Source organism: Microbulbifer sp. THAF38, from assembly GCF_009363535.1.
Lineage (GTDB): Bacteria > Pseudomonadota > Gammaproteobacteria > Pseudomonadales > Cellvibrionaceae > Microbulbifer.
This window is the reverse complement of record NZ_CP045369.1, coordinates 1,851,502-1,878,268: the sequence shown is the minus strand read 5'-3', so window position 1 is coordinate 1,878,268 and position 26,767 is coordinate 1,851,502. Positions and strand designations below refer to the sequence as shown.

Below are 26,767 nucleotides of genomic sequence, written 5' to 3'. Positions count from 1 at the left end.
CTCTGGGCTATTAATGAGGGTAACAAAGGCACAATGAGACATGACGACAACTGCACACTACTTGATACTCATTAGGGGGGACGCACTGCCAAATGCTCAGAAAAAACCTATGGGATGGATCATAGAGGGGGCATTTTTTCTTGCGAGCCATGGATCGCGCGAAGACGCCATCGATCCATAATACACTCCACCTGTTTTAGACTGAAACAGTTCACATTATAGATAAAGCTCGCCCGAAGCTGGCCCCCATAAGCCGCTATTGAAAGATAAATTCCGTAAGGGGTTAAACGTGTGGGCAGTGGAGTCGTATGTATTTTCAATTTCTCGCCAACTTCCACCCAGTCTGAAGTTTCACCGGTATATACAGCACTAAAGCCTTCATGATGCTCTTCGGTCTGAAGAAAACTAACCAGGAAACAACTGGAGGCATTAAGGTTATGGCCGATACTGCCATGAGGGCCGATAGAGTCTGCAGCATAGGCCGTGCGCACTGCACGTTTGATCTCCTGCGACAGCCGGGTGAGCTTTTCCGGCCAGGATTCATTCCTGCAAACGGAAAGATTTCCATAACGAAACATGGGCCCCAGAATATACCGGTGTTCTAGCTTTAGACGCAGTGACAGGCTGGTATTCAGCCAAAAGTCATGGTGAAGAAATTCACATAGAGTTTGTTGGTAAGCGGCACACAAGTAGGCAAACAGACTGACCTTTGCATCGCCGGCATTGGCCTGGATTTCCTCGAACTCTCTGCCCTCAATATTGAGGGTCGCCTCCTTACAAATGATTGAAACAATTTCTTGATGCGAGGCCTGCCAAACAGCCTCATGCTGTAGCTCCAACTTGTTACGCCAGTAATATCTGGCTTTTTGCCCACGCTCCGATTCGAGATAGGTGTCTTCAAAATTGATATAGTCAGCAAAATCCGTAGCTTCTCCCCGAGGCCTATAAGGCTTCCCAGCTTCCATGGTCAGGTAAGCAGTCAGGGATTCTGCCCACAACAGTGAAAGACTAATACCATCGGTAATAATGTGGTGACACTTGATCAAGAAAATATATTCATCTTCGCCGGTCCGAAAAAGACTGAGACCAAGTAGTTGATCCGAAATTAAATCCATGGGCGAACTACTGAACTGACGCAGGAAACTGGTTATATGCGCCTCGCTCATATGACGAATATCCATATAGTCCAGCTCGATATCGTCAAAGCTTCGAACTGCCGGCTCATCATGATAGCGGCAACGAAAAATAGGATAGGAATTTACAACCAACGGAATGGCCCGCTCAAACAACTCGACATCCACATCGCCCTTGATGCGCATGGCACGGGTAATCAGGTCAGCCAACACCTTGCGGTGATTCAAGTTGTAAATGCTCTGTTCAGTAATTGACAGAGGCACATGGGTGGAGCAATCCCAGCCTGGCATGGGGAGCGCCTATTGCCGGCTATGAGCTAGTGGGCCCAATCAAATTCTGTGCCCCACCCAATACCTGGCGCAGGTGTGGTGCCTCAGCACTATCCTCAGTATCTGTACCAATACCTTCACCAAGAGAACTTTCTTGGTTTTTTGCTGTTCGCCAGTAGGAGCGACATGGGATCAGGTCGGGATTAGAGCGGTGCGCATATTTTCCGGCAACTTCAGAGATTTCCTCCATCAGTCCCTGAGCCAGGAAGGTTGGCTTCAAGCCCAGGTTACACAGACTGTCATTCTCCACAAATAACTCGTTCTCTGCGGCCTCGTTGCGGGGGTTATCGACAAAGGCCACCTTGGCTCCACTGGCATCGGCAATCATCTTGGCGAGATCGCGTACCCGATGGGTTTCGGTCATCTGGTTCATAATGCGCACACGCTCACCCGCAGCGGGAGGGGAATCGATCGCCAGTTGGATACAGCGCACCGTATCGGAGATATGGATAAATGCGCGGGTCTGCCCACCAGTGCCATGAACCGTCAATTCATGGCCAGTAGCAGCCTGCATTAGAAAACGGTTCAGTACAGTGCCGTAATCCCCGTCGTAGTCAAAGCGGTTGATTAAGCGTTCATCCAGGGAAGTTTCTGCAGTTTGAGTTCCCCAAACGATCCCCTGGTGTAAATCCGTAACGCGCACACCATCGTTTTTGTTGTAGTAGGCAAAGAGCAGCTGATCCTGGGACTTGGTCAGGTGATAAATACTGCCTGGGTTGGTCGGATAGAGAATCTGCTGGGAAACCCTCTGTCCATTTTCCAGGGGTATTTCCACATCCAGGTAGCCCTCTGGAATCTTCATTCCCGCAGAGCCGTAACCGTAAACCCCCATAGTACCGAGATGGACGACATGCGTATCGACACCCGCATCCACCAGGGCAGCGAGAAGATTATTGGTGGCATTGATATTGTTGGAAACTGTGTAACGCTTGTGACGCGAGGATTTCATGGAATATGGCGCAGCGCGCTGCTCGGCAAAATGCACAATCGCAGCAGGCCGGGTCTCTGTAATCAACTCCACAAGGGGGTCATAATCACAGGCAAGATCCAGCCTATGCAGCCCAATATTGAGCCCGGTCATCTCCCACCAGCATTGAATACGTTGCCCAATACTCTCGATAGGCGTCAGGGATTCCACCCCCAATTCCTCATCGATAAGGCGTCGTGAAAAATTATCCACGATAGTGACAGCGTAACCCTGCCTCGATAAATACAGTGCCGTAGGCCAGCCACAGAATCCGTCACCACCCAATACCAAAATGCGGGCATTACCGTTTTGCCGCATATTTGCCTCCCCAGAGAAAATTCGCGCCAAATACCGAAAGCTATGAATAAATAATATACAAGACCACTGACCAGGCGACCGCTGGCTATTGACCAGCTAGTGGGTGGTGTCACTGATTAGCGCCTACAATCCACCCATCCATTCGGCCAAAGGGAGTACTGTGAGAAAAAAGCGCTCCCCCTTAGAATCCTAGAGAAACCCAGAGCCTTGTGCAGAAACCTGGGGTTTGATGGCGCCAATCGGATTGCCAACAGGCACCAGCTTGGCGCGGATAGGGAATATAGTTCTGCAAAGAAGGTTATGCCATTCAAGCGCAAGGGCCGCCCCCCCAGAAACTGCTATTTTTCGTCAAAATCCTCTTTGCCTAGGCCAAATTGAACCAAACCTCTACCCAATCGATTAATGACAGACACCAAGATTCTCTTGATTTACGTCACCACCCCATTGCATGATCCTCTCTGACCTCAGGGGAGAGGAGTGCGACCCAGGTGATCAACAACCTGAACAAACGGGTATTAATACTTGGCGGCTACGGCAATTTTGGCGCGCGCATCGCGCATATGTTGCGTTCTGAGCCCGATATCCAGCTGATTATTGCCGGCCGCAACAAGGCTCAGGCGGATCAATGCGCCGAAGAACTCGGTGGGCTCGCCGAAGGCTTGCGCCTGGAAAGAGACGCCATCAACCTGTCCGCGCAACTGAAAGCCCTACATTTGGATCTTTTGATTCACTGCGCAGGACCTTTCCAAAAAGAGGCGGATTACCGGGTCGCCAAAGCCTGTATCGAATCCCGCACACCTTACATCGATATCTCCGATGGCCGCCGCTTCGTGTGCGACTTCCATCGCCTATCACCTGCAGCAGAAGCTGCGGGAATAACCATGGTGTCTGGTGCCAGCAGTCTGCCCGGCCTGAGCTCCGCCGCAATCGCCGAAATCCAGCTGGAGTTGCCGGTTATTCATTCCGTCGACATCGCTATAGCACCCGCACACCGTATAGATCGCGGCCTGGCAACCGTGCGTGCCGGTGTTGAATCCCTCGGCCATAGCTTTCCACAACTACAGGGCGGCTACTGGCGTGAATCCCATGCAGGAAAAAATCTACGCCCCATCAAGCTCGCCCACCCGGTAGGTAAACGCTGGTTGTGCGATTTTGATGTGCCCGATCTGGAGCTCTTCCCGAAGTATTTCCCCGAGATGCACAGCGCCCGCTTCGCTACCGGGTTGGAGCCACTCACCCTGCAAATCGGCCTGTCCGCATGTGCCCAATTGTCTCGCCTACAGCTACCAGCAACTACCGCACGCATCGCCCAACTCGGCCACAAACTCAGCGAACGCTGGCCGGGAGGCACCCCACACGGCGGCATGATTGTGCGTGCCATAGGGGAAAATACCCATGGTGAAACTGCCTCACGCTGCTGGCAGGTGCTCGGCCTGAATGGCGATGGCCCCTGGATTCCAGCGGCTCCTGCGGCGGCCCTAGCTCGCAAATTTTTACGTGGCGAAATGGAGGAGGCTGGGGCAAAGGCATGCTGGCAACTTCTCAGCCTGGATGAAATTCTACTTGAATTAAATGATCACTCCGTTGTGACCTCAATAGAAAGCCACTCCCGTGAGCGTATGCCCGCACTTGCTTAATAGGGCCGTTAACAGGCCTTAGCAAATACATAGGGAAAACTCCCTCATACAGCGACCCACTCAAAGCTTACCCTCTCAAAGAGGCTAGAACCGGTGTGATGGGAGGATAACAAGAATTGTCCACGATACTTAAGGGCAAAGAGTAAATTAACAACTTACACTTTCAGGACCTTTAGCACTAAATTTTCATACCATTTCACCACGAATATACCTGCAGCTTAACACCTCACTTCCCTTCTACATACAGTGAGCCATAAGATTCAAACTGGCCCAAGAGACCGGACATATCCCTATGGCGTTTTATGGAGAAACAACACCGTAGAAGGCTATCCAATTTTTTGGCGCTTTTGTTTCAATAACACACTTGCTTAACCAGCATGTGAAAGAAAAATTTAACTCTTCCACTAAGATAAAGAGAATCAATCCATTAATTTAGAATCGGGACAAATATTAGGCATGTTAAGTGAGCTGGCTTGTGCTCTTGGAAATGTGAACTCTACAGACACCAAGGCCACAGAACTACACAGAATTTAGCAAAATTAACTTTCAGAAAAATACACCTGCAAATAACTTCTACCGTAGACACCCATATCACAAAGCCGAGGTAGAGAAATCATTACAGATGCATATCATCTTACAAAAATAAACTGCTTAACCTATTAATCATAGAGCCTTATAACTTCAACCCTATTTCAGGGTGCTATTACTAACATTTTTAGAGCCTGTTGCTGTAAAGCCTAACTTTAGAGAATCTCCAGGCTTTATTGTTGAATTCCAGTCAAGAGGTTTAACCACATAATGACCTTCTGAGTGAGAGATGATCTTAGCCGTCCAAAATGAATCTATCTGCCCATCATAATCAAACTCTAGAGTCCATCCCGACAGGTCAGTTGACCCAGTATTTTTAATGGTGAATTCACCGTTGAATCCAGCCCCCCAATCTTTAGACACACTAAATTCCACAATGGGTGCTAAGCTTGTAGCACCTACAACAGTATCGCCTTCATTAGTATTACCAGTTGACTGACCTACATCACTATTACCACCAAGGGTAATATTCGTAACGGTCTGCCCACCTGTTGCTGTAAAACCCAAATCTAATGATTTCCCAGCATTAACTGTGGAATTCCAATCATGGGGTTTTACCACGTAGTGATTCCCCGAATGAGAAACAATCTGAGCAGTCCAAAAAGAGTTTATCTGCCCATCAAAATCAAACTCTAAAACCCAACCCTCTATGTCACTTGATCCAGTATTATTAATGGTAAAGCTTCCATTAAATCCAGCACCCCAGTCAGATGCTTTGCTAAATCCAACACTTGAACCAGAGACTAAATCAACATTATCATTCTCGCCGTCGATAGCACCACCACTACCATTATCAGCCTCACCACCCTCTTCACCATTAGCACTGCCTGTATTACCAGCACCTTCATTACCACTATCTACATCGTCATCCCCAATAGTACCGCCATCAATGCCAGCATCATCCCATATTCGACCAGGTACAGCACTTTCAAAAATACTTTTCAGGAAACTACCTGTCTCAGTGACACTTCCATCAGAATTAAAAATACTGGATGATTCCGCCTTATCGTTAATTGCCCAATTAGCCCACGATATTTCATTTTCATCCATCCAGGCTAACCAGTCTCCGGTTGAATCGTAGTTAATCGAACCATTACCATCAGCATTAACTGAACCCCATTCTGTAACAAAAAGCGCTACTCCCTGGCTTAAAGCATAATCAGCCTTATCTCTTAATGATGAAAAATGGGTTCCCGCATAAAAGTGCAACGAATAAGCCACATTTTCATCATTTATCCTGTCATTCGCAGCGGCCCCAACATCTTGGGACCAAGTGGGCGATCCAACCACCACCAAGTTATCCGAGTGCTTTCTTATTTCAGAGATAACCTCTTCCGCATAGTCTTTCACAACACTCCACGAAACATAGGTTGGCTCGTTATAAATCTCAAAAATTACGTTATCATAACTGCCATAATCCATTGCCATCCTTGCAAAAAATTCTTTCGCTGCATCTACATTATTATGCGCCCCATGCGTGTGCCAATCGATAATTATATAAACTCCTCTATCTATAGCAGCTTCAACTACAGTTCTTATTTTGTCTTCATCTGAATCATACGGGCTCCCGTTATCATCAACCCCATAAGACGCCCTAAGAATTTCCACCTGAAATTCATCAACCATCCTATCAACTGTTTCAGAGTTATAATAAGTGGTCCAATTACTCCAGAAGAAACTCATCCCTTTTACTTGCATTGGCTCTCCAGTTTTGGAGCCATTAATTTTATTTCCCTCCACCTGCATTTCGCCAAAATAACCAACTGGATTTGAATCGCTCGCAGCAAAAACAGAGTGTATATTACTTATTCCCGCAGAAAACCCGATGGATAGAGCTAATATAACCTGTAAACTTTTATTTTTTCGTTTGACTTTTAACATACCGTCACTCTCACTTAAGTTATTACCAAACCGGCTCCTGAAGAAATGGAAGTACTCAAGGTATCAGGCCCATGTCACTCAAAGCCAAACAGTCAACCGGCTAACAAATTCAAAAATTAGGACAGAAATACCCTTATTGAGTTCCGGGTTAATTAGGAGCATTCATTCCACTGCATGTTTTTTTGCTTTGGGATGACTGCAGACTATTGAGCCTTCCATTTCACTAATACCGAGAAGTTTTGATATCAGCAAGTAAGCTTTACCCAATACATAACCGAATCAAGGAGAAAATGTGCAAGCCGATGACCTGGAGAGCTCATACCCAGCCTTACACACAAGGAATTACTTATAATTTGATAACAGCTGAAAATCAGCTTGGCTGAACAGGTTATTTATTACCCTGCATTAAAACATAGCGCCAACGTTCACTAAGTTTTTGTAAGGTGTCTCGACTAAAGCAGTTGGCGTTATAAACAAAATTACTGTGGAGATATCCATCGTAAGCGGCCAAGGAGAGATAAATACCGTAGGGACTGATTCTGGCGGGGAGATCTAACGAACGTATTTTAATTTTCTCATTAATAGCAATCCACTCAGAGCCCGCGGCATTATATGCAGCTTGCAATCCTTCTTGATGTACTTCCGTTTGCAAGTAGTTGACCAAATAGGTACAGGGAGCTGGTAGGTTATTACCGATGATTCCATGGGGTCCTATTGAGTCCGCCACATAAACTGTACGCACGGCATATTGTATTTCCCTGGACAAACGCTGTAATTTTTCCGCCCAGTCTTCTTCACCCACCACAGCCAGATTTGCCAAGCGAAACATGGGCCCAAAAATCTGCCTATGTTCTTTTTTTATCCGAAGTGACAAACTCACATTCATCCAAAACTCTTTTTGTAAGAGTTCGTACAAAGCTTGTTGAAATGCGGCACACAGATAAGCAAAGTGACTGACCCCAGCAGCCCTGGCACGCTCTTTTATATGTAAAAATTCTCTCGGTTCCAGGGTATAAGCCAAATCTTCGCAATAGAGCGAGACCATTTTCCCAACAGACGCCACCTCAACAGCGTTTCTTTGACGGTTGAGCTTGTCCCGCCAATATTGCAGAGCTTTTTGTCCTCGCTGCGAGTGGATATAGTTATTTTCGAAATTTACATAATCGGCAAAGTCAATCGTTTCGGGCTGGGATCGGAAGCTGGCACCACGTTCGAGATCTAGGTAAGCAGTTAGAGCCAACTCTAAAAGCAGAGCCAAACTAATGCCATCGGCAATAATATGATGACATTTTGTCAAGAGAATGTATTCGGCCTCTCCCGTGCGAATAAGACTCAACCCCAAGAGTTGATCCGACTGTAACGCCATTGGCGCATTACTGTATTGAGTTAAAAAACTCATTATATGGGCGTCACTCAAGTCACGGATATCAATGATATCCAGTTCGACATCAACAAAAATGCGCCTAACAGGCTCCCTGGTGTAGCGGCAGCGAAAAATGGGGTAAGTGTTAACGGTTCTATGAACCGCCTCCCTGAACAGGTCAACTTGAAGAGGCCCTTTGATATTTATGGTGCGGGCGATCATATCAGCCAGGGCTTTTCGGTAATGTAAGTTGTAGATACTCCGCTCTGTGATTGACAGAGGCACATCTGCAGACTGCTCCCATCCCGACATGCTTATCTCCCATGAACGCTCAATAATCTTTCTGTCAAATTTCTGCCAGGCAGCCCTTACAACGTGCTGTACCTAATATCTAAAACCTTTTAACCCTGCAGAAGCATTTCGAAATTATTCAGAGGCTCCCTTAATGAGTATTGCATGTCCAAGGTGAACAAAAATGAGCGACTCACTGTGCTACTCGCCCTGCACTAATTACTCGACAATATTAATTACACGCATAAAGATTGTTTATACGCCTAAAAAAAAGATACTTGGTAAGATTCACACCTTGAGCGGCCTGTTTTGCGGCAGATCGAGGGTATATAGCAGCAAAGCCCCGCGCGATGATCTAGGTTCATTATCGGAACTCCCAGTAATGAGATTGAACCCACCCACTATGATCATCTCCACAGCCTGGCGTGCCTACGCCAGTAGGAATGGAATCAAGCGCGCGATCATTCCGGTGACCGCCCTGGTTCTAACCCCGATATTTCTAATACTCACCATCGCAGTCGATGCTTGGTGGGTAATCGCCCTGCTGCTGAGCCTGTCTTTGGTTCTTTTGGGCATCTACGACATGCTGCAGCCCTACTGGAATGTGACGCGTAACTTTCCTGTGGCCGGCCGCATCCGCTGGATATTCCTGAATCTGCGCCCTTACTTCCGCGCCTATATGGTGGAGGGTGATGAGGAAGGCAAGCCTTTTAGCTATGAGGCGCGGCGACTGGTCTACGCTCGCGCCGAAGGTTTCTCGGACATGCACCCCTTTGGCACTGAGCTGGATGTGCGTAGCGATGAATATATGTGGCTCACACATTCTATTAATCCAGCCAAAGAAGCAGATGTGAAGTCTCGCATTGAGGTGGGGTCTGGCCGTTGCGCAAAGCCCTATTCGGCAGCGCTATTAAATATCTCCGCCATGAGTTTCGGCGCCCTATCCGCCCCAGCGATTGAGGCTCTGAACAAGGGCGCCGCCATCGGCGGTTTCTATCACGATACCGGAGAAGGTGGCATCAGCCCCTATCACCGTAAACATGGCGGTGACTTGGTGTGGGAATTGGGCAGTGGCTACTTTGGTGCCCGTCGCGATGACGGCAGTTTCGATCCCGATCTTTTTCGTGAAGCCTGCGATGATCAGGTGAAGATGACCGAAATTAAACTGAGCCAGGGAGCTAAACCTGGCCATGGCGGGGTATTGCCCGGTGCAAAGGTCACCCAGGAAATCGCCTCCACTCGCAAAGTGAAACCGGGAGTGGATTGTGTCTCTCCACGTGCACACTCAATGTTTTCGACCCCCATTGAAATGCTCGAATTTGCCGACCAGATGCGCAGCCTATCTGGGGGCAAACCGGTGGGTATCAAACTGTGTGTAGGGCAGGTATTTGAAGTGCTGGCCATTATGAAAGCCATGCTCGAAACGAAAAAATATCTCGATTTTATCGTGGTAGATGGCGCCGAAGGGGGCACAGGCGCCGCACCCCTGGAATTATCCAACCATGTGGGCATGCCGCTGTTGGCGGGGTTAATCGTAGTGCGCAATGCATTGGTAGGAACCGGCTTGCGGGACAAAGTACGGCTGGCCGCCAGCGGCAAAATTTACTCTGCTTCAGAGCTGGCTGCCTGCCTCGCGATTGGCGCAGATTGGTGCAATGCCGCACGACCTTTTATGTTTTCCATTGGCTGTATCCAGTCGCGGCGCTGCCACACCGATACCTGCCCCACGGGTGTCACCACCCAGGACCCTCAACGCCAGCGCGGTCTGGTGGTGGATGTGCAGAGCAAGCGCGCTGCGGCATTTCAGGAGAAAACTCTGGAGGCCCTTGGGGATATTATCGCCGCCGCTGGATTAACCGAACCGCGGGATCTACAGCCCTACCACCTATACCACCGAATCAATGGCACCGAGTCGTACCCTATCGATCGAATCTGGCACTTCCTCGATGAGAAGTCCTTGATAGACGCACCCGATGAAACCCCTTACCGACACTGGTGGCAGGCCGCGAGGGCCGACTCATTTCAGCCCGCGGTTAATCTGGCTCATCACGATGATCACTCCGCCCTGCGACGCCTATAGCCCCAGCCCCTTTTACTGGAGATTTCCATGGAGACCGTTTCGGAGATTGTTGTCGATGCCCTGGTAAAAGCCGGGGCAAAACGCTGCTACGGCATCGTCGGCGATACCATCAATCACTTTACCTCCGCCGTGCGCCAGTCCAAGCTGGAGTGGGTCCACGTTCGTCACGAAGAGGTGGGCGCCCTGGCTGCGGGCGGCGAGTCCTATTTGAGCGGGGAGCTGAGTGTCTGTGCCGGCACCGCCGGCCCCGGTAGCCTGCACTTTCTCAACGGTATCTTCGAGAGCCACCGCAACGGCGCACCGGTATTGCTGATTGCCTCCCGTATTGACCGTGCGGAGCAGGGGCTGGGATTCCCACAGGATGTCGATCAGATCAAGCTTTACGAGCAGTGCTCGGTATTCTGTGAAACCCTCTCCGACCCGGAGCAGGCGCGCCGTATTATCTGCCAAGCCGCCCAGGCCGCTCTCAACCACCGAGGCGTGGCCGTGGTTGAGATCAGTGGCGATACGTTCAAAACCAAGGTAAAAGACGCGATTCCCTGGGCAGTCCATCGCCCCCAGTGGTTAGCGCGTCCCTCTGATGAGGAACTGGATGCACTGGCGGAAAAACTCAATCAGGCGGAAAAGATTGTTATCTATGGCGGCATTGGCTGCCGCTTTGCTCACGATGCGGTAGTCAAGCTGGGGCAACACCTGTCCGCCCCAATCGTACATACCACCCGTTCCAAAGAGTTTTTAGAGTACGACAACCCCTGCAACGTCGGCATGAATGGCATCCTGGGTAACCCCGCCGGCTATCGTGCAATCCAGACCTGTGACCTGTTGTTGTGTCTGGGCAACGATTTCGCCTACACCCAGTTTTACCCGGAAAAAGCCACCATCATCCAAGTGGACATAGAGGCCTCCCACCTTGGTCGCCGCACCCCCATTCATATGGGCTTGGTAGGCGATGTCGGTGCAACCATTGAAGCCCTTTTGCCAAAACTAAAAGCCCGCAGCGACAAAAAATTTCTCCAGGACCTGCTCGGTCGCTATCAAAAAGACCTGGAGCAATTGGAAGATCGAGGACACGAGCCCGACCCCAAACTGATTCACCCCCAGTTTGTTGCTCAAACCCTGGACAAACTGGCCAGCGATGGGGCCGTATTTACTGCCGATGGCGGCTCTCCCATGGTTTGGCTGCTGCGCCATCTACGCGCCAATGGCAAACGCTCCTTTCTCACCAGCCTCTCCCACGGCACCATGGCCAATGCCTACCCTCAGGGCCTGGGCATGGCCAAAGCCGACCCCAGCCGCCAGGTAATTGCGATGTGCGGCGATGGGGGAATGACCATGCTGATGGGGGATCTGTTGACTTTGGTACAAGAAAAAATCCCACTCAAACTATTGGTCTTTAACAATCACTCCCTCGGCTTTGTGGAAATGGAACAGCGCATTGAAGGGCTGCTGGATAGCTTTACCGATTTGCAGAATCCCGACTTCAGTCGCATGGCGGAAGTCATTGGCATTCACGGAGAGAAAGTCGAGCAAGCCGATGATCTAGAGGACGCAATGAAGCGCTGGCTGGCTGCGAAAGGGCCGGCCCTGCTGGACGTTACTGTAAATCGGTTGGAACTGGTCATGCCCCCGGAGGTCACGGCGCAACAGGTCTCTTCCACCGCGCTGTTTGGCCTCAAGGCCATACTCAGCGGGCGTGCCGATGAAGTGGTCGACCTGCTGAAAGACAACTTTCTGCGCTGACACGGGTCACCCAGCTCGACCCCAGGCGCAACCCAGACGGGAGGTCCATGCACCAGCTCGGAAAACAAGTGCCCACCGGGATGCTGGCCCTACTCGCCAGCGGGGAGATCGCCAGCAACAGTGCCCCCGGCCGCGCCGCCGCGCGCCTGCAGGAGGAGCTGGCACAGCGCCGCATCGACCTGATCACCACGGTCTCCAGTGACGACGCCAATGCCATGCTGCGCGCCAACCCAGCGATACAATGCCTGTTGCTGAATTGGGAGCTGCCAGGCAGTGGCCATTTGCCCGCGTTGAATGTGCTGGAACAGCTGAGAGCGCGCAATTTACAGCTGCCGGTATTCCTACTGGCCGATCGCGAAACCGTCAGCAATATGCCACGACGCGCCCTGGAGCTGGCCAATGACTTTATCTGGATATTGGAGGACACCCCCACTTTTATCGGTGGGCGCATTCAAGGGGCAATAGAGCGCTATAGCCATGCGGTACTGCCGCCGATGTTTGCCGCCCTGACCCATTTCGCCCGTGTACATGAATACTCCTGGCACACACCCGGCCATACCGGCGGCACTGCATTCCTAAAATCCCCCGCGGGCCGCGCCTTCTACGATTTCTTTGGTGAGAACATGCTGCGCTCGGACCTGTCCATTTCTGTGACAGAGCTGGGTTCCCTACTCGATCACACCGGGCCAATTGCCGCCGGAGAGCGCTACGCGGCCAAGGTTTTCGGTGCTGACCGTACTTACTATGTCACCAACGGCTCCTCCACCTCCAACCGCGTGATTGTGATGGCCTCTGTGACCCGCGGCCAACTGGCGCTATGCGACCGCAACTGTCACAAGTCGGTGGAGCACGCCATCACCATGTCTGGCGCCATCCCCACTTACCTGGTGCCTCTGCGCAATCACTACGGATTGATCGGACCGATTCCCCCGGACCAGCTGACGAAAGCGGCGGTGTCTCAAGCGATCCAGAACAATCCCCTGGCACGCACCGCCGACAGCCAGCGCGCGGTGCATGCGGTTATTACCAACTCCACCTATGACGGGCTCTGTTATAACGTGCGCCGGGTGGAGGAATTGCTGGGTGAGTCCGTCGACCGGCTGCACTTTGATGAAGCTTGGTATGCCTATGCCCGCTTCAATCCCATCTATCGGGATCGCTTCGCTATGTACGACAGCGATGATGCCGAGCCCCATAATGGCCCGACCAAATTCGCCACCCAGTCCACCCACAAACTGCTGGCGGCTTTATCACAGGCTTCCATGATCCATATCCGCGACGGGCGCAGCCCCATCGAACACGGCCGCTTTAACGAAGCGTTTATGTTGCACGCCTCCACCTCGCCGCTCTACTCCATCATGGCTTCGAATGATGTCAGCACAGCGATGATGGACGGCCCAGGTGGTACGGCGCTCACCGGCGAATCCATTGCCGAGGCGGTGGCTTTTCGCCAGGTGTTGGCACGGCTCAAACGGGAGTATGAAGACAAGGGGGAGTGGTTTTTTGACGGTTGGCAGCCGGATCAGGTGACAGACCCGACAAGTGGCCAGAAATACGCCTTTCACAGCGCCCCCATAGAGCTGCTCTGTAACGATGCCAGCTGCTGGCTGCTGAACCCCGGCGACTCCTGGCACGGCTTCGGCGAGCTGGAAAAAAATTACTGCATGCTCGACCCCATCAAGGTCTCAATCACCACCCCAGGCATGCAGCGCAAGGGCCAACTCGCACAATGGGGTATTCCAGCCGGTATTATCAGCAAGTATCTGGATAACCTCGGCATCATTGTCGAGAAAACGACCGACTTCACCATCCTGTTCCTTTTCTCCATCGGCATTACGAAAGGTAAATGGGGCACCCTGATCAATGCGCTGCTCGCTTTTAAGCGGGACTACGACGCTAACCAGCCCCTCAGTCAGTGCCTGCCCAACCTACTGGCAAAGTACCCGGGCTATACGGAGATGGGCCTGCGGGACTTGGCGCAAAAAATGTTTGACCGAATGAAGGAGTTGCGCAGCACGGCAAAAATGTCCGCCGGTTTTTCCGCCCTGCCCCAGGCCGATTGCAGCCCCGTGCAGGCCTATGAAGCCCTGGTACGCGGCGAAGTGGAGTTACTCCCTCTCGATCAGTTAGCCGGGCGCACTGCGGCAACGGGGGTTATTCCCTACCCACCCGGTATCCCTCTGTTGATGCCCGGGGAGAATTTTGGCAGCGAGGGCAGCCCCGCGCTGGAATACTTGCGGGTATTGGAATCCTTCGACCGGGAGTTTCCCGGTTTCGGCCACGATAACCATGGAGTGGAAGTACGCGAGGGGCGCTACCATATCTACGCCCTGAGCCGGGGGGCCGCGCCATAGCTCCTCATCCCGCGGAGAAAAATAAAATCGGACTGGTGCCCGCCACACTGATGGTGGCTGGCAATATGATGGGTTCCGGGGTATTTATGCTTCCGGCCAATCTGGCAGTTGTCGGCAGTATTTCCCTGGTCGGCTGGCTTATTACCATCGTTGGCGCCGTATCACTTGCACTGGTTTTTGCCCGCCTCGCCGCCCTAGACCCAGCCGCCGGGGGGCCCTATGCCTACGCGCGCCAGGCCTTCGGCGACTATATCGGCTACCAAACCAACCTGGTGTATTGGCTGGCCAATGTCATCGGTAACGTCGCACTGATTACCGCCGGGCTGGGCTACATCACCCACTTCTTCCCACCGCTCAAAGACCCATTTACCTTTGCCCTGGCCCAGGTAGCACTGATCTGGCTGCTCACTTATGCAAATATCCTGGGGCCGCACATCGTCGGGCGAATACAGTCTCTCACCACCAGCCTGGTGCTGATTCCGATTCTCGGCACTGCCCTTTTTGGATGGTTCTGGTTCGACAGCCAGACGTTCAGCGCCGGCTGGAATGTCTCCGGCAAGAGCGATACCAGCGCAATCATGACCACTTTAACTTTTACCCTGTGGGCGTTTATCGGGGTAGAGACTGCCTCCGTGTCCACTGCGGTGGTAAGGAACCCCAGTCGCAATGTACCTATCGCCACCGTAGGCGGGGTGCTGCTGGCATCGGTAGCTTATGTGCTGAGTTCTTCGGTCATTATGGGCATGCTGCCCAACAAAGCGCTGATCGCCTCTTCCGCACCCTTTGCCGATGCGGCGCGCTTGGCGCTGGGCAATACTGCGGCGAATATTGTGGCCATCTGTGCGGCTATAGGATGTATCGGATCACTCGGAGGCTGGATTCTTTTGGTGGGTCAATCTGCCAAGGCCGCCGCCGATGACGGACTGTTTTCCAAGGCCTTTGCCAAAACCAACGCTAAAGGGGTGCCCTCTTTCGGCCTGGCACTGGTAGCCATTCTGATGTCCTTGCTGGTGCTCGCCACTATTTCTCCTAGCGCCAGCCAGCAGTTCGGCAAGATAGCCTCGGTAGCAGTCATCATGACATTGCTACCCTATATCTACTCGGCAATCGCTCTGCGAGTGCTCGCCTACGGCAAGATGCCACATCATCAATACATACTGTTTACCGTGATACTGCTGATTGCCGCCATCTATTGCCTGGTGGCACTGGTAGGCTCAGATGGCCAGCAAACGCGATGGTCACTGATTTTTGTCATCAGCACCGTTATTTTCTATGCGTTGATATTAAATCGCCGGCGCAGCGTCGAAGAGAGACACTTGCTACCCGGTGGTCCCGAACCCAGATGGGTACACTATTTCACCCTTGGGGCGACGATCACCGCACTTTGCGTATTTTTCTGGTATTCAGTTGGCCAATACACCGATTTAGAGATTCGCTTGCGCGATCCTCTGCCACTTGGGCAGGCAATTAACCACTAAATACCTGCTGGATTATTTTAATCGCCCGCTGGGTAATACCACGGGAATTTGATTCCCTATTACCAGCCACATTCAACACAAACGGTCTATTTTTATCGATAAATGCTCGTATTTTTCTGCAGCAGTCTTCCCTGGGATCAACTATCAAGTACGGCTTGTCCATTTCCCGGCAGAACCGGATGGTATAAGCAGTACCGTCGCTGTTGGGATTGTCGGTAAAAATTAAGGTCGCATCGGAGTTGCGTATATTTTCCCGCGTTCGCTCTGCCAAATCTTTGGTCGGCAGCTCAATTAACCCAAAGCCTTTCAGAAATTCCGCTCGCGCCCCCTCCTCGGTCAAATAGCCTTTTGGTGCGGCGCCACCGGTAGCAATACCCAGACGTTGCCCAGCGATCAATCCGCCGGTGTCCGCTCCAGTTTGTCCGCCACTGATGATTTTTTCCGGTTTGAAGATCATGCTCAAAGAAAACCTATGAAAACCAATAGAATTGAAAATTCCCGCTCAAAGCCCTACCTTACTCCCCGCTTAGTTTGGTCAGCGCGTTTATGAATTACTACCTCGTACTCAAGACACTACACATCCTCTGCGCCATTATCGTACTCGGTACCGGCACCGGAATTGCCTGGTATACCTTGCGCGGTTGACTGTCCGGGGATTCACAAGTAATCCAGTGGATAAGTAAGGAAACAGTGCGGGCGGACTGGATTTTCACCGGCAGCGCCGTGCTTGGGCTGATGGGCAGTGCCATGGGTATGCTGATGATAAATCCGGCCTGGATTCAGCAAACGTGGCTGCAACTAGCCGCCGGATTGACCCTCGCTGTCTTCCTACTGTGGCTACCGGTGGTCTACCTGCAATATCAGTTGCGCTCTCATGCCAACCAGGAGAATAACCACGGAAAAATACGCAAAATTATGCGGACATGGTGCCTACTGGGTGCGCTGGCCTTTCCTCTAACAGTTGCGATCGTTTACCTGATGGTCTCCAAACCCTCTTTTTAGAAATATGAGTAACCTGGCTGACTCACCTTAAGGTAGGCTTCCAACTTTAATTTGCGCCTCTCAGGGTCTTATAACTCGCTCTCTGCCCAATATCTTTCCACTGCCGTTTAAAATCATCCAGCACAACACCCGCAACAATCTCGGCATATCCTTCGGAGTTTTTACTCAACCGGTTTAAGGCTTCCCTTTTGCAGAGCGGGATGATAATGGCGGATTTCTCGCGCTTATCACACCTTAGCAAGCGGCTGCGAATATGCTCAGCCTCGCCCCCGGAACAGCTAGCATCAGTAATTACAAAGACATTGGTATCACTATCGAGATCACAGGCAATGGTGCCCCAATTGAGATCGAACTGTCTAAATACCACACCGCGAAAGCGCCCCTCACCCACCTCACTGCCAGTAATAAAGGGCCAGGCATGGGCAAGGGTCCAAAGATAGGACTTACTCAACACATACTGCAGGTGCTGATTGCGCACTAAGCCCAACTGGCACTGCCTTTTGAAAGTCTCATCATCCAGCTTGGCTTTACTGCAAATCGCCTTGGGGATAAGCTCCCCTTTATAGCTGGTGGTTGGAATCACAACGACAAAGTCATCGGCCTCTTTCTTTTTTTCTAAAGCTCTAGCAATTGTGGCCTGCAAATGCAGCACAAACTCCTCAGTCGAAATCACATCATGAGGCAAGGTCGCCCTATCCTCCCCCAGGTTCATGTACTGTGCTTCGCTTCTATAAGCCGCAATGATCGGCTCAAACTCCGCTTTAGTGAACAATAGTTTCTCATCTAAAACCGCCTCTTCATTGATCTTTCTGGCATAGCAGTCCAACAACATCTGGTCTGCCTGATAAATACCTTTATATTCAGAAGAGACACAGCGTAAATACTCGATATCCTGTAAGGCGAGAAAACGCTCGACGACCGGCCGACTAATGTCACGCCCAAATAATTCATACAGAACCTCTTCATCCCTGGGTAAAAAATATTCCTCAGGGCGAGATAAATTCTGCAACGGTCTTTGAGCCATTAATCCTGCCCACTTTTATCAATACCAATAAAAAACCAAGCGGTATTTTCTCCGCATGATTAAACGACCCGACATACTTCATCGAATTCAAAGCGAGGATTGCGCGGGTGCAGTTTGGCATCCACGCCATATCCGAGATTACAGAGGAAGTTGGATTTAATGTGGCTTTCAGGGCAATGCTCCTGTACAAAAGCCGGAGCCGAGGATTTATCGCTAAAGAATTCGTGATCCACGAGTGCGTTATCAAACCCCGACATAGGACCACAGTCCAGCCCCAGGGCCCTCGCCGCCAAAATAAAATAGCCCCCCTGGATTGAACCATTGCGAAACGCTGTGGTTTCTGCCAGCTCTGGATTATCGGCAAACCACTCCCGGGCCGGTGCGTGGGGAAACAGTTTGGGGAGGTGTTCATAAAAACGCATATCGTGCGCAATAATTGCCGTAACCGGAGCCGACAGGGTTTTCTCGACATTGCCCTCATTCAAGGCCGGTTTAAGTCTTGCCTTGCCCTCCTTGCTCACAATAAACACAACCCGCATCGGGCAACAGTTAGCGCTGGTGGGTGCCATCCTGACCAGGTCATGCAACTCTTTCAGCAGCGGCTGCGGCACCGGTTTATCCTGCCAGTAACTATGTGTCCTGGCGTCAAAGAACAATTGGTCTTGTGCTGAGTGGGTAATCGGCTCCATTCCTGGCATTTCCTTGTCGGTTTTCAGGTAAAAGTCTAGCTTTCAATAAGACTAAGAAACCGCCACCGAAGGCGTTAAGACAGCAGCATCATGCCGAGGTGACAAGCGATCACAAGATAGGTAACGATACTGCGCGTGCGAAAGTATTGCTCCCGGCCCGGCAAATTTGGATTCAAACGGGCCTCCATCCAAGCCACAAATGCGAAACCAATTGCGAGGATGGGCAAGCCCCAAGGGCTTTGATACAAAAGCAACCCAACCCAGCCGGCCAATGCGATCAGATTACTGAGAAACACCAGCGCCATTCGGTGCGGATGACCGGGGCGATTAAGTGCCCCACCCCACCAGACACCACATAAAAAACTGAGTATCACCGCACTGTAAGCGGTAAAAAATAAGCGGGCATCAATGCCCAACAAGGAGACCTCGGTTATCTGTAGCAACAATCCGATAACAAAAGGACAAAGTCCCAAATAAGCCAGGATGTCAAACAGGCGGGTATCCACCACCGGCTGCTGATAGCCGCTACTATCCATGCTGTGTAATATTCCATACAGTAAGGGAAAGGAATTTCCGACATCGAAACAACAAGTCTAGCGGCGCGGGGAGGTCAGTATGGAAGAGGAGAGCAAAATTGACGTCAAACAGGCCTTGCGGGTATTTGATCGGGCCACCCGAGAGGGACAAAAGGAAGCCGATGGCTGGCATTACCAAGGGCTGACAGTAAGCACCGACTTTGACGGCTATACCGTCTTCATCAACTCAGACAAAGTGAAGCTCACCGTATTTTTTCACAATAAGTTCTCTGTGGACTACGGGAGCGACAGGGATCTGCAGGACTTTAACCGCTTACTGGCCAGCCTGGACCAGAGCTGAAGCTGGGCTATATAAAGCGCACCTTAAACTTTGCCAGGTACGCCGCTGTGAAAACGAAACTCGCCATCGCCACTCAGCACAAGCTCCTTCTCGAGCTGTAATAAAGCCTGCACCCGAGGCTCTATATCCTCATTGGCAGCTTTTTGTGCAAGGTGCAGATAATCGCGGAAGTGGCGGGCTTCTGACTTCAGAAGTGAGAGATAAAATTTCTGCAGCTCTTCGTCCAGGTGTGGCGCAATACGAGCAAAACGCTCACAGGAGCGCGCCTCAATGATGGCCCCACAAATCAGGGTATCCACGAGGCGCCCAGGCTCCGCGGAGCGCACCTCTGCACGCAGCCCAGCGGCGTAGCGGGAGGCACTGACGTGGGGATAGGCAATGCCGCGCTTTTCCATAATTGCCAACACCTGCTCAAAGTGGCGTAGCTCCTCGCGGGCCAGACGCGACATCTTGTGCAGCAGCTCAAAATCCCCCAAATAGCGGAACATCAGGTTGAGTGCCGTACCCGCCGCTTTTTTCTCACAGTTGGCGTGATCCACCAGCATCATCTCTGGCTCGGCTAGTGCCGCCTCAATCCAGGCATCCGGGGTGGCGCACAACAGGAATTCATGAATCGCGGACAAATCGGGAACTAGAGCACTCATGGGATCGGTATTCATCTGGTATCAATCATTTGGCGCGGGATTATAGCGACACAACAGCGGAAAGGCAGGTCCCGAAGCATAATCAACCACTTAAGCCCTAGATGTGACCCACCGAGCACTATCACCCTGCCTCATGCCACCACTAACCAACTCAACCCTGCCAAGCAGGGCCCTCAGGATTAAACTGTTTAAATAGGAATTTGTTAACGGCTTATTAAGTGCATTAAAATACCAATCTTTTAGACAGTGGAACTCGGCAATGAGAGACCATCGGGCATTGGCACTCAGCATCCCCCCCCTGCTGGAACAGGTCCACAGCAGCGCCGCAGAGTTGCGCGACGCTCTTGAACAGCTACAGACTGCCGGTAAGCCCTGGCAGCACTACCTGCTGCAGCCACCTTTTGCCTTGGAAGCTGCCCAGTCCTTGCAGGAAAGCTTTGAGCGCCCCTACTCCCTCGCGGGTGCCCTCTATACCCAACTGGATTACGCCGAACCTCTGGGTACCGGTGGCGATGCCCGCGTAACCCTACAAATTCCCGGTTTACTGGCAGTCCCGCAAAAGACTCTGTCCCTGGCCAAACAGCTCAACAGCGCCAAGGAGGCCTTCGCCAATGCCATCGCCGAATACCGTGCAGCCCTGGTTGAGCGGCCAATGGCAGAGCGAGACCGCAACGTACGCGAGGTATTGGCTCAGGCTGGCTATCCACGCGCGCACCTGCGTCAGTGCTACCGCCTGGTTTTACTCTGTGATGAGCATCCCGACGCCATCACCCTCTCCTGGATAAAAGCGCGCAAGTCTATTCGTAAAGTAACGACGCAATGGTGTGAGAAAAAGCTGGTCCAGATGGACCCGACCGGCGCGGACCCCGGTATTCAGTACCAACGGCAACTGCTCGCCGGCTTGCACAAAAGCCAGCAGGATGATTTGCGCCAGGTACAGGTACAGAGCCGCCCCAATCTGCAGGTCGCGGAAATATTTTTTGCGCAGGGAACAGGCGAGGAAGACCAATACCGTCAGGTGGGCTATTCCTCCATGCCGGTACTGGTGGCCGCCAACGAGGCCGGGCAGCTACCGGAATTTACCCGGATCGACCATCAACCCAGTGCAAGCCGGCGCCGGCAGAGGCGGGATCTGGCCATCGCCAATGAGCCTTTCCTGCCAGCCCTGCGGGTATTTCTGCGGCAGCAGCGCTGAGGGTGATCAGCCGGCGAGGATCACTGTAGGCGCTTTTCGAGCCAGGTCAGAGATTCTTCGAGGTGATGGCGACACTCACTCTTGAGCTCGCCATGAGATCCCTCCAGGGCGCTCAAATCCTCGCACTCCATATAGTCCAGTAGCTCGCGGTCGGCATCGAGACGCTGCTGAAAGACTTCCCTGGTCTTGTCGTCGGCCATCAATGGCCCAAGCATCTGCAGAAGCTGCTCACCCGCTTTCAGGTCAGGATCCGGTTCCGAGGGCAAGCCGCCCTCTGCGCGAATCGCTCGCTCCACACGCTGCGCAAGCGACTGCCGCTTGGAAGCGATAGCGCACAGAAAATCAGCTGCAGCCTGATCTTCGAGTTGTTCGGCCGCAGCTCGGTAGTCATCCTCGCTGCGGGTAAGCGCCATAAACAGGTCATTCAATGCGGCTTGGGTTTCTGTGCGAATGAGTGTCATTGCCCTCTCTCTTTTTCACTGAGGAGTTCTTCAGAATTACGTGGCACCAGCACCTCTAGCGCCTTGGGAATAACCGAGAACGTGGCCGGAGTATTGGTAACCGGCTCTCCATCTGCGTGGATCTCCAGGCGCGGCTTGGTTTCCACTTCTATATGCTGGGCACTGGCGTTAAAGATTCTCTTGGCCAAGTGGTGTTTGCCACCACGCACCAACAGCGCCATACCCAGTAGCTCCATCAGGCCGCGTGGACGCAGACAGTACAGGTCGAGCCTGGCATCATTGATGCGCGCCTCTTCGGCCACCAGGTTTCCACCGCCATAGTAACGGCCATTTCCCACCGCCAATTGGATGGACCCCATTCGATAGCGCTCATCATCCAGCGCCAACTTGACCCGGAACTTTTGCGCCCGCCTCAGGGCAACAAAGAAAGCCCTCAGGTAACTCAGCACCCCCCAACGTTTTTTTATTTCGGAGTCTTGTGCCTCTGTTACTTTTACCCCAAGCCCCATATTGGCCACATTGAAAAAGTAGTGGCCATTGACAACACCGAGGTCAATTGGCTGGCGGTGGTTCTCGATAATGACATCAAAGGCCTGATCCAGCTCCTCGATGCCCAGTGAGCGGGCCAGATCATTCGCAGTCCCCAACGGCAAAATAGCTAGAGGCAACTGACACTCTTTCAATACCCTGGCAGTGGAGCTGATAGTGCCATCGCCGCCGCCGACGATCACAAAGTCCAGAGCCTTATGCCGCTGTCGGATCGCATCTTCAGTTTTCTGTGGGCCCTCAGAGTGCAGGACTTCCACTTCTACTCCGTCAGCGCGCAAACGTTCTATGCCGCTGTCGATATCTGCCTCGGCGCCATTTCGACTTTTCGGGTTGACCACGAGCAATGCTCGGCGAGATTTTTTTTGAGTTGAGCTGATAGCCGGTTCTCCATTACCGGAAAAGGAGTATGAATTCTAAAGGGATAAGCTGCCCCAAGAAAATACCGACCGAGGTACGCAATGGTAAATAAAGAAAAGCCGTCAGTCTTTTTGCAGACCAGGGGCAATATAGCGCTGGTAATAAGCTACGGATAGAGCGTAGAAATCCTCATCAATGCGCCGGCGAACTTCCACCAGGCTCACCCCCTTGGCCTGTGCGGTCGGCCGCAGCCCGAATGCACCCAAGTCGCCAATCTGGCTGGCACCCGCCCGCAGTAACTCAAATACCCAACAATAGGCACTCTGACTATCATCAAAGCGAATCTGCTGATGGCGCAGCTGCGAAAGCAATAGGGATTCATCGATGATTTCCAGCTGACTGCGCACAGCATTGGTTAAATAGCCTTCACGCCGGGAGGCAATAATGCGGCGCTGCTCCTCGGAGTAGGCATTCCAATCGATCACCTCGTGGGCAAAACGCTTGCAGCCACGGCAAACATCATCGCCAATTCCTGTTGAGCAGACACCGATACAAGGTGTACGGACTTTTTTGTACATCAATTAACCAGATTTAGCCGATCAGGCACCGGGGGCCTGGATTAAAATTGCGCGTAGACTATTTTGTTTCGGCCACTAAGAAAAGAGGCGGGATAGCTGCTGTGAGCGCAGTAAAATTCGCCCTACGAATAGTCGAAATTCACTTAAATTATTGATTTTTCGATAAACTTAACAGCTGTAGGGCTTTGCTGTAGTATTCGCCACCCCGCCTTCAGCGGCCTCGAAAAAAAAATCCCGACAACAGTACAAAGATCGGGAATTCCACCCGCTGTTGGTGCCACCCCACACACCAAGAGGGACTTATCCGTGCTTGAAGCCTATCGTAATCACGTCGCAGAACGCGCCGAACAGGGCATCCCACCGAAGCCGCTCGACGCTGAGCAAGTAGCTGGCTTGGTTGAGCTGCTGAAAAATCCGCCAAAAGGCGAAGAGCAGGAATTAGTTGACCTGCTCACCCACCGTGTACCCCCCGGTGTTGACGAAGCCGCTTACGTAAAAGCCGGCTTCCTGTCCGCCATTATCAAGGGTGAAGCGGAGTCCCCGCTGATCGACCGCAAACACGCTGTAGAACTACTGGGCCAAATGCTTGGCGGCTATAACATCGCTACCCTGGTAGAACTGCTGGACGACAAAGATCTGGCCGAGCTGGCCGCAGAGCAGCTAAAAGGCACCCTACTGATGTTCGACGCCTTCCACGATGTGGAAGAGAAAGCCAAAGCCGGCAACGAACACGCCAAAGCCGTACTGCAATCCTGGGCCGATGCCGAGTGGTTCACCAAGCGCAACAAAGTGCCCGAGAGCATCAAGGTTGCCGTATTCAAGGTGACCGGCGAAACCAACACCGATGACCTGTCTCCTGCTCCCGATGCCTGGTCCCGCCCGGATATCCCCCTGCACGCGCTGGCCATGTACAAAATGAAGCGCGACGGCCTGGAGCCTGAAGAAGCCGGCGTTACCGGCCCGCTGAAGCAGATTGAAGAAGTGAAAGCCAAGGGCCTGCCCGTTGCTTTCGTTGGCGACGTAGTGGGTACCGGTTCTTCCCGTAAGTCCGCCACCAACTCTGTGCTGTGGTACTTCGGTGAAGAAATGCCGGGCGTGCCGAACAAAAAAGGCGGTGGTATTTGTATCGGCGGTAAAGTCGCCCCGATCTTCTACAACACCATGGAAGATGCTGGCGCGCTGGTATTCGAAGCCCCCGTTGACGAACTGGGCATGGGCGACGTTATCGAGATCCGCCCCTACGACGGCAAGATCCTGGCCGAAGATGGCAAAGTCCTGTCCGAATTCGAACTGAAGTCCGAAGTACTGTTGGACGAAGTTCAGGCTGGCGGTCGTATCAACCTGATCATCGGTCGCGGCCTTACCGGCAAAGCCCGTGAATCCCTGGGCCTGGCACCTTCCGAGCTGTTCCGCAAGCCTGAGCAGCCCGTCGATACCGGCAAGGGTTATACCCTGGCGCAGAAAATGGTTGGTAAAGCCTGTGGCGTTGAAGGTATCCGTCCGGGCACCTATTGCGAACCGAAAATGACCACTGTGGGCTCCCAGGACACCACTGGCCCCATGACCCGTGACGAACTGAAAGACCTGGCCTGCCTCGGCTTCTCCGCCGACCTGGTCATGCAGTCTTTCTGTCACACTGCGGCCTACCCCAAGCCCGTTGATATCAGCACCCAGCACACCCTGCCGGACTTCATCATGAACCGCGGCGGTGTTTCCCTGCGCCCGGCTGACGGCATCATCCACAGCTGGCTGAACCGTATGCTGCTGCCAGACACCGTAGGTACCGGTGGTGACTCCCACACCCGTTTCCCCATGGGTATCTCCTTCCCGGCAGGTTCCGGCCTGGTAGCCTTCGCCGCCGCAACCGGTGTTATGCCGCTGGATATGCCTGAGTCTGTACTGGTGCGCTTCAAAGGCGAAATGCAGCCCGGCATCACCCTGCGCGACCTGGTACACGCCATTCCGCTTTACGCCATCAAGCAGGGCTTGCTGACCGTAGAGAAGAAAGGCAAGAAGAACATCTTCTCCGGCCGTATCCTCGAGATCGAAGGCCTAGAAAACCTGACCGTAGAGCAGGCTTTCGAGCTGTCCGACGCCTCCGCCGAGCGCTCCGCTGCTGGCTGTACCATCAAGCTGTCTGAAGAGACCATGGCCGAGTACCTGCGCTCCAACATCACCCTGTTGCGCTGGATGATCGCCGAAGGTTATGGCTCCAAGCGCACCCTGGAACGCCGCGCGCGTGCTATGGAAGAGTGGCTGGCCAACCCGAAACTGATGGAAGCGGATGCCGACGCAGAGTACCTGGAAGTTATCGAGATTGATCTGGCCGATATCAAAGAGCCTATCGTTTGTGCACCGAACGACCCGGACGACGCGCGCCTGCTGTCAGACGTAGCTGGCGACAAAGTAGACGAAGTATTCATCGGCTCCTGTATGACCAACATCGGTCACTTCCGCGCTGCCGGTAAGCTGCTGCAGGGACACAAAGGTGGTATCTCCACCCGCATGTGGATCGCTCCGCCCACTAAGATGGACGAGCACCAGCTGATGGAAGAGGGTTACTACAACATCTACGGCGCAGCCGGTGCCCGCACCGAAATGCCCGGATGCTCCCTCTGCATGGGTAACCAGGCGCGTGTGGCTCCGAACAGCACCGTACTGTCCACCTCTACCCGTAACTTCCCCAACCGCCTGGGCGACGGTGCCAATGTGTACCTGACCTCCGCTGAACTGGCTTCTGTAGGCGCCATCCTGGGTAAACTGCCGACCCCGGCCGAGTACCAAGAATACGCGAAGAACCTGGATTCCATGTCCAGCGAGATCTACCGCTACCTGAACTTCGACCAGATTGAAGATTTCCAGAAATCTGCCGAAGAAGGTAAGCGCATTGCCGCCACCGAGATCCAGGAAGTTACTGTTTAAGTAACAGCCCTGCCTCAAGAGAAAGCCCCGCCATTTGGCGGGGCTTTTTTTATGGCACTTCCAAAACTCTTACCAAGCAAATCAAGGTAAAGAGCTTAAACCTAAACAATGCTTTCCTTGTTAACTAAATACGAAAATAGGACTGAGGAAGAAATCCGATAAATTTTTATTTACTTTACTTCTACTCTGCAGCTAAAACAGAAATATCAAAAAAATAATAGATATTAATCGCGCCAAAATTCAAGACTCAAATTAAGACCTTGACCGGACCCATTCTAATAAGTAGCTTTTCACTCTCGCCGCAAATAAT

General features: G+C 52.3%; 22 protein-coding genes. 10 read left to right on the top strand and 12 right to left on the bottom strand.

All coding sequences use genetic code 11. The features are described from left to right. Positions 1 to 119: 119 nt before the first annotated feature. Together FIU95_RS07975 and FIU95_RS07970 are read right to left on the bottom strand one after the other, a co-directional pair. The gene (locus tag FIU95_RS07975) at positions 120 to 1,424 is read right to left on the bottom strand and encodes a condensation domain-containing protein (RefSeq protein ID WP_152453095.1); all 1,305 of its coding nucleotides are present in this window, start codon (positions 1,422 to 1,424) and stop codon (positions 120 to 122) included. Positions 1,425 to 1,443: 19 nt separating this feature from the next. Next, a complete protein-coding gene (locus FIU95_RS07970; protein ID WP_152453094.1) occupies positions 1,444 to 2,748 on the bottom strand; it encodes an NAD-dependent epimerase/dehydratase family protein in 1,305 nt (434 codons plus the stop codon). Positions 2,749 to 3,236: 488 nt separating this feature from the next. Between FIU95_RS07970 and FIU95_RS07965 the strand changes: the two genes are divergently transcribed. Further along, positions 3,237 to 4,385 carry a saccharopine dehydrogenase family protein gene (locus tag FIU95_RS07965; RefSeq protein WP_172975351.1) on the top strand — a complete coding sequence of 383 codons (1,149 nt, stop codon included), beginning with the start codon at positions 3,237 to 3,239 and terminating at the stop codon, positions 4,383 to 4,385. A 687-nt stretch (positions 4,386 to 5,072) separates the two neighbouring features. Here the strand turns inward: FIU95_RS07965 and FIU95_RS07960 are convergent. Both FIU95_RS07960 and FIU95_RS07955 read right to left on the bottom strand, forming a co-directional pair. Then, positions 5,073 to 6,854, bottom strand: coding sequence for a cellulase family glycosylhydrolase (locus FIU95_RS07960; protein ID WP_152453092.1), 1,782 nt, complete (start codon positions 6,852 to 6,854; stop codon positions 5,073 to 5,075). 388 nt (positions 6,855 to 7,242) lie between these two features. Next, positions 7,243 to 8,529 (bottom strand): condensation domain-containing protein, encoded by a 1,287-nt coding sequence (locus FIU95_RS07955; protein ID WP_152453091.1) that lies wholly within the window; start codon positions 8,527 to 8,529, stop codon positions 7,243 to 7,245. A gap of 361 nt (positions 8,530 to 8,890) precedes the next feature. Here FIU95_RS07955 and FIU95_RS07950 point away from each other — a divergent pair, with 361 nt between their 5' ends. The 4 genes from FIU95_RS07950 to adiC are packed head-to-tail and all read left to right on the top strand — an operon-like array spanning position 8,891 to position 16,160. Then, positions 8,891 to 10,588 carry an FMN-binding glutamate synthase family protein gene (locus FIU95_RS07950; RefSeq protein ID WP_253868959.1) on the top strand — a complete coding sequence of 566 codons (1,698 nt, stop codon included), beginning with the start codon at positions 8,891 to 8,893 and terminating at the stop codon, positions 10,586 to 10,588. A gap of 27 nt (positions 10,589 to 10,615) precedes the next feature. Beyond that, the gene (locus tag FIU95_RS07945) at positions 10,616 to 12,328 is read left to right on the top strand and encodes a thiamine pyrophosphate-dependent enzyme (RefSeq protein ID WP_152453089.1); all 1,713 of its coding nucleotides are present in this window, start codon (positions 10,616 to 10,618) and stop codon (positions 12,326 to 12,328) included. A gap of 47 nt (positions 12,329 to 12,375) precedes the next feature. Beyond that, on the top strand, positions 12,376 to 14,682 hold the full coding sequence (locus FIU95_RS07940; protein WP_152453087.1) for an Orn/Lys/Arg decarboxylase N-terminal domain-containing protein: 2,307 nt from the start codon (positions 12,376 to 12,378) through the stop codon (positions 14,680 to 14,682). Beyond that, entirely contained in the window at positions 14,679 to 16,160 is a 1,482-nt protein-coding gene (adiC, locus tag FIU95_RS07935; protein ID WP_256366420.1) for an arginine/agmatine antiporter, read from the top strand. The genes FIU95_RS07940 and adiC overlap by 4 nt, the downstream gene beginning before the upstream one ends. Here the strand turns inward: adiC and FIU95_RS07930 are convergent. Next, positions 16,150 to 16,617 carry a YpsA SLOG family protein gene (locus tag FIU95_RS07930; RefSeq protein ID WP_152453085.1) on the bottom strand — a complete coding sequence of 156 codons (468 nt, stop codon included), beginning with the start codon at positions 16,615 to 16,617 and terminating at the stop codon, positions 16,150 to 16,152. The genes adiC and FIU95_RS07930 overlap by 11 nt on opposite strands. Positions 16,618 to 16,706: 89 nt before the next feature. Between FIU95_RS07930 and FIU95_RS21305 the strand changes: the two genes are divergently transcribed. Both FIU95_RS21305 and FIU95_RS07925 read left to right on the top strand, forming a co-directional pair. Then, on the top strand, positions 16,707 to 16,805 hold the full coding sequence (locus FIU95_RS21305) for a DUF2269 domain-containing protein (protein ID WP_216646321.1): 99 nt from the start codon (positions 16,707 to 16,709) through the stop codon (positions 16,803 to 16,805). Continuing rightward, on the top strand, positions 16,806 to 17,162 hold the full coding sequence (locus FIU95_RS07925; RefSeq protein WP_152453083.1) for a DUF2269 family protein: 357 nt from the start codon (positions 16,806 to 16,808) through the stop codon (positions 17,160 to 17,162). Between the two features lie 46 nt (positions 17,163 to 17,208). On the opposite strand, the gene FIU95_RS07920 is transcribed toward FIU95_RS07925, so the two are convergent. From FIU95_RS07920 to FIU95_RS07910, 3 genes are all read right to left on the bottom strand, one after another. Beyond that, positions 17,209 to 18,186 (bottom strand): hypothetical protein, encoded by a 978-nt coding sequence (locus FIU95_RS07920; RefSeq protein WP_152453081.1) that lies wholly within the window; start codon positions 18,184 to 18,186, stop codon positions 17,209 to 17,211. Positions 18,187 to 18,245: 59 nt separating this feature from the next. After that, entirely contained in the window at positions 18,246 to 18,875 is a 630-nt protein-coding gene (locus FIU95_RS07915; protein WP_216646320.1) for a malonic semialdehyde reductase, read from the bottom strand. Positions 18,876 to 18,949: 74 nt separating this feature from the next. After that, positions 18,950 to 19,411, bottom strand: coding sequence for a DUF3429 domain-containing protein (locus FIU95_RS07910; RefSeq protein ID WP_152453077.1), 462 nt, complete (start codon positions 19,409 to 19,411; stop codon positions 18,950 to 18,952). A gap of 79 nt (positions 19,412 to 19,490) precedes the next feature. On the opposite strand from FIU95_RS07910, the gene FIU95_RS07905 reads away from it, so the two are divergent. Beyond that, positions 19,491 to 19,751, top strand: coding sequence for a DUF3081 family protein (locus FIU95_RS07905; RefSeq protein WP_152453075.1), 261 nt, complete (start codon positions 19,491 to 19,493; stop codon positions 19,749 to 19,751). A 23-nt stretch (positions 19,752 to 19,774) separates the two neighbouring features. Here the strand turns inward: FIU95_RS07905 and FIU95_RS07900 are convergent, their stop codons facing one another. Further along, positions 19,775 to 20,410 carry a tRNA-(ms[2]io[6]A)-hydroxylase gene (locus FIU95_RS07900; protein WP_253868952.1) on the bottom strand — a complete coding sequence of 212 codons (636 nt, stop codon included), beginning with the start codon at positions 20,408 to 20,410 and terminating at the stop codon, positions 19,775 to 19,777. A 244-nt stretch (positions 20,411 to 20,654) separates the two neighbouring features. Here FIU95_RS07900 and FIU95_RS07895 point away from each other — a divergent pair, with 244 nt between their 5' ends. Continuing rightward, positions 20,655 to 21,590, top strand: coding sequence for a hypothetical protein (locus FIU95_RS07895; RefSeq protein ID WP_152453073.1), 936 nt, complete (start codon positions 20,655 to 20,657; stop codon positions 21,588 to 21,590). Between the two features lie 20 nt (positions 21,591 to 21,610). Here FIU95_RS07895 and FIU95_RS07890 read toward each other — a convergent pair whose 3' ends face one another. From FIU95_RS07890 to FIU95_RS07880, 3 genes are all read right to left on the bottom strand, one after another. Beyond that, entirely contained in the window at positions 21,611 to 22,051 is a 441-nt protein-coding gene (locus tag FIU95_RS07890) for a hypothetical protein (protein ID WP_152453070.1), read from the bottom strand. Then, positions 22,048 to 22,977 carry a lipid kinase gene (locus FIU95_RS07885; RefSeq protein ID WP_152453068.1) on the bottom strand — a complete coding sequence of 310 codons (930 nt, stop codon included), beginning with the start codon at positions 22,975 to 22,977 and terminating at the stop codon, positions 22,048 to 22,050. The genes FIU95_RS07890 and FIU95_RS07885 overlap by 4 nt, the downstream gene beginning before the upstream one ends. 102 nt (positions 22,978 to 23,079) lie before the next feature. Continuing rightward, on the bottom strand, positions 23,080 to 23,535 hold the full coding sequence (locus FIU95_RS07880) for a DUF1289 domain-containing protein (protein ID WP_152453066.1): 456 nt from the start codon (positions 23,533 to 23,535) through the stop codon (positions 23,080 to 23,082). Between the two features lie 306 nt (positions 23,536 to 23,841). On the opposite strand from FIU95_RS07880, the gene acnB reads away from it, so the two are divergent. Further along, complete coding sequence (acnB, locus tag FIU95_RS07875; protein ID WP_172975350.1) at positions 23,842 to 26,457, top strand: bifunctional aconitate hydratase 2/2-methylisocitrate dehydratase; 2,616 nt, start codon at positions 23,842 to 23,844, stop codon at positions 26,455 to 26,457. The last annotated feature ends 310 nt before the right edge of the window (positions 26,458 to 26,767 follow it).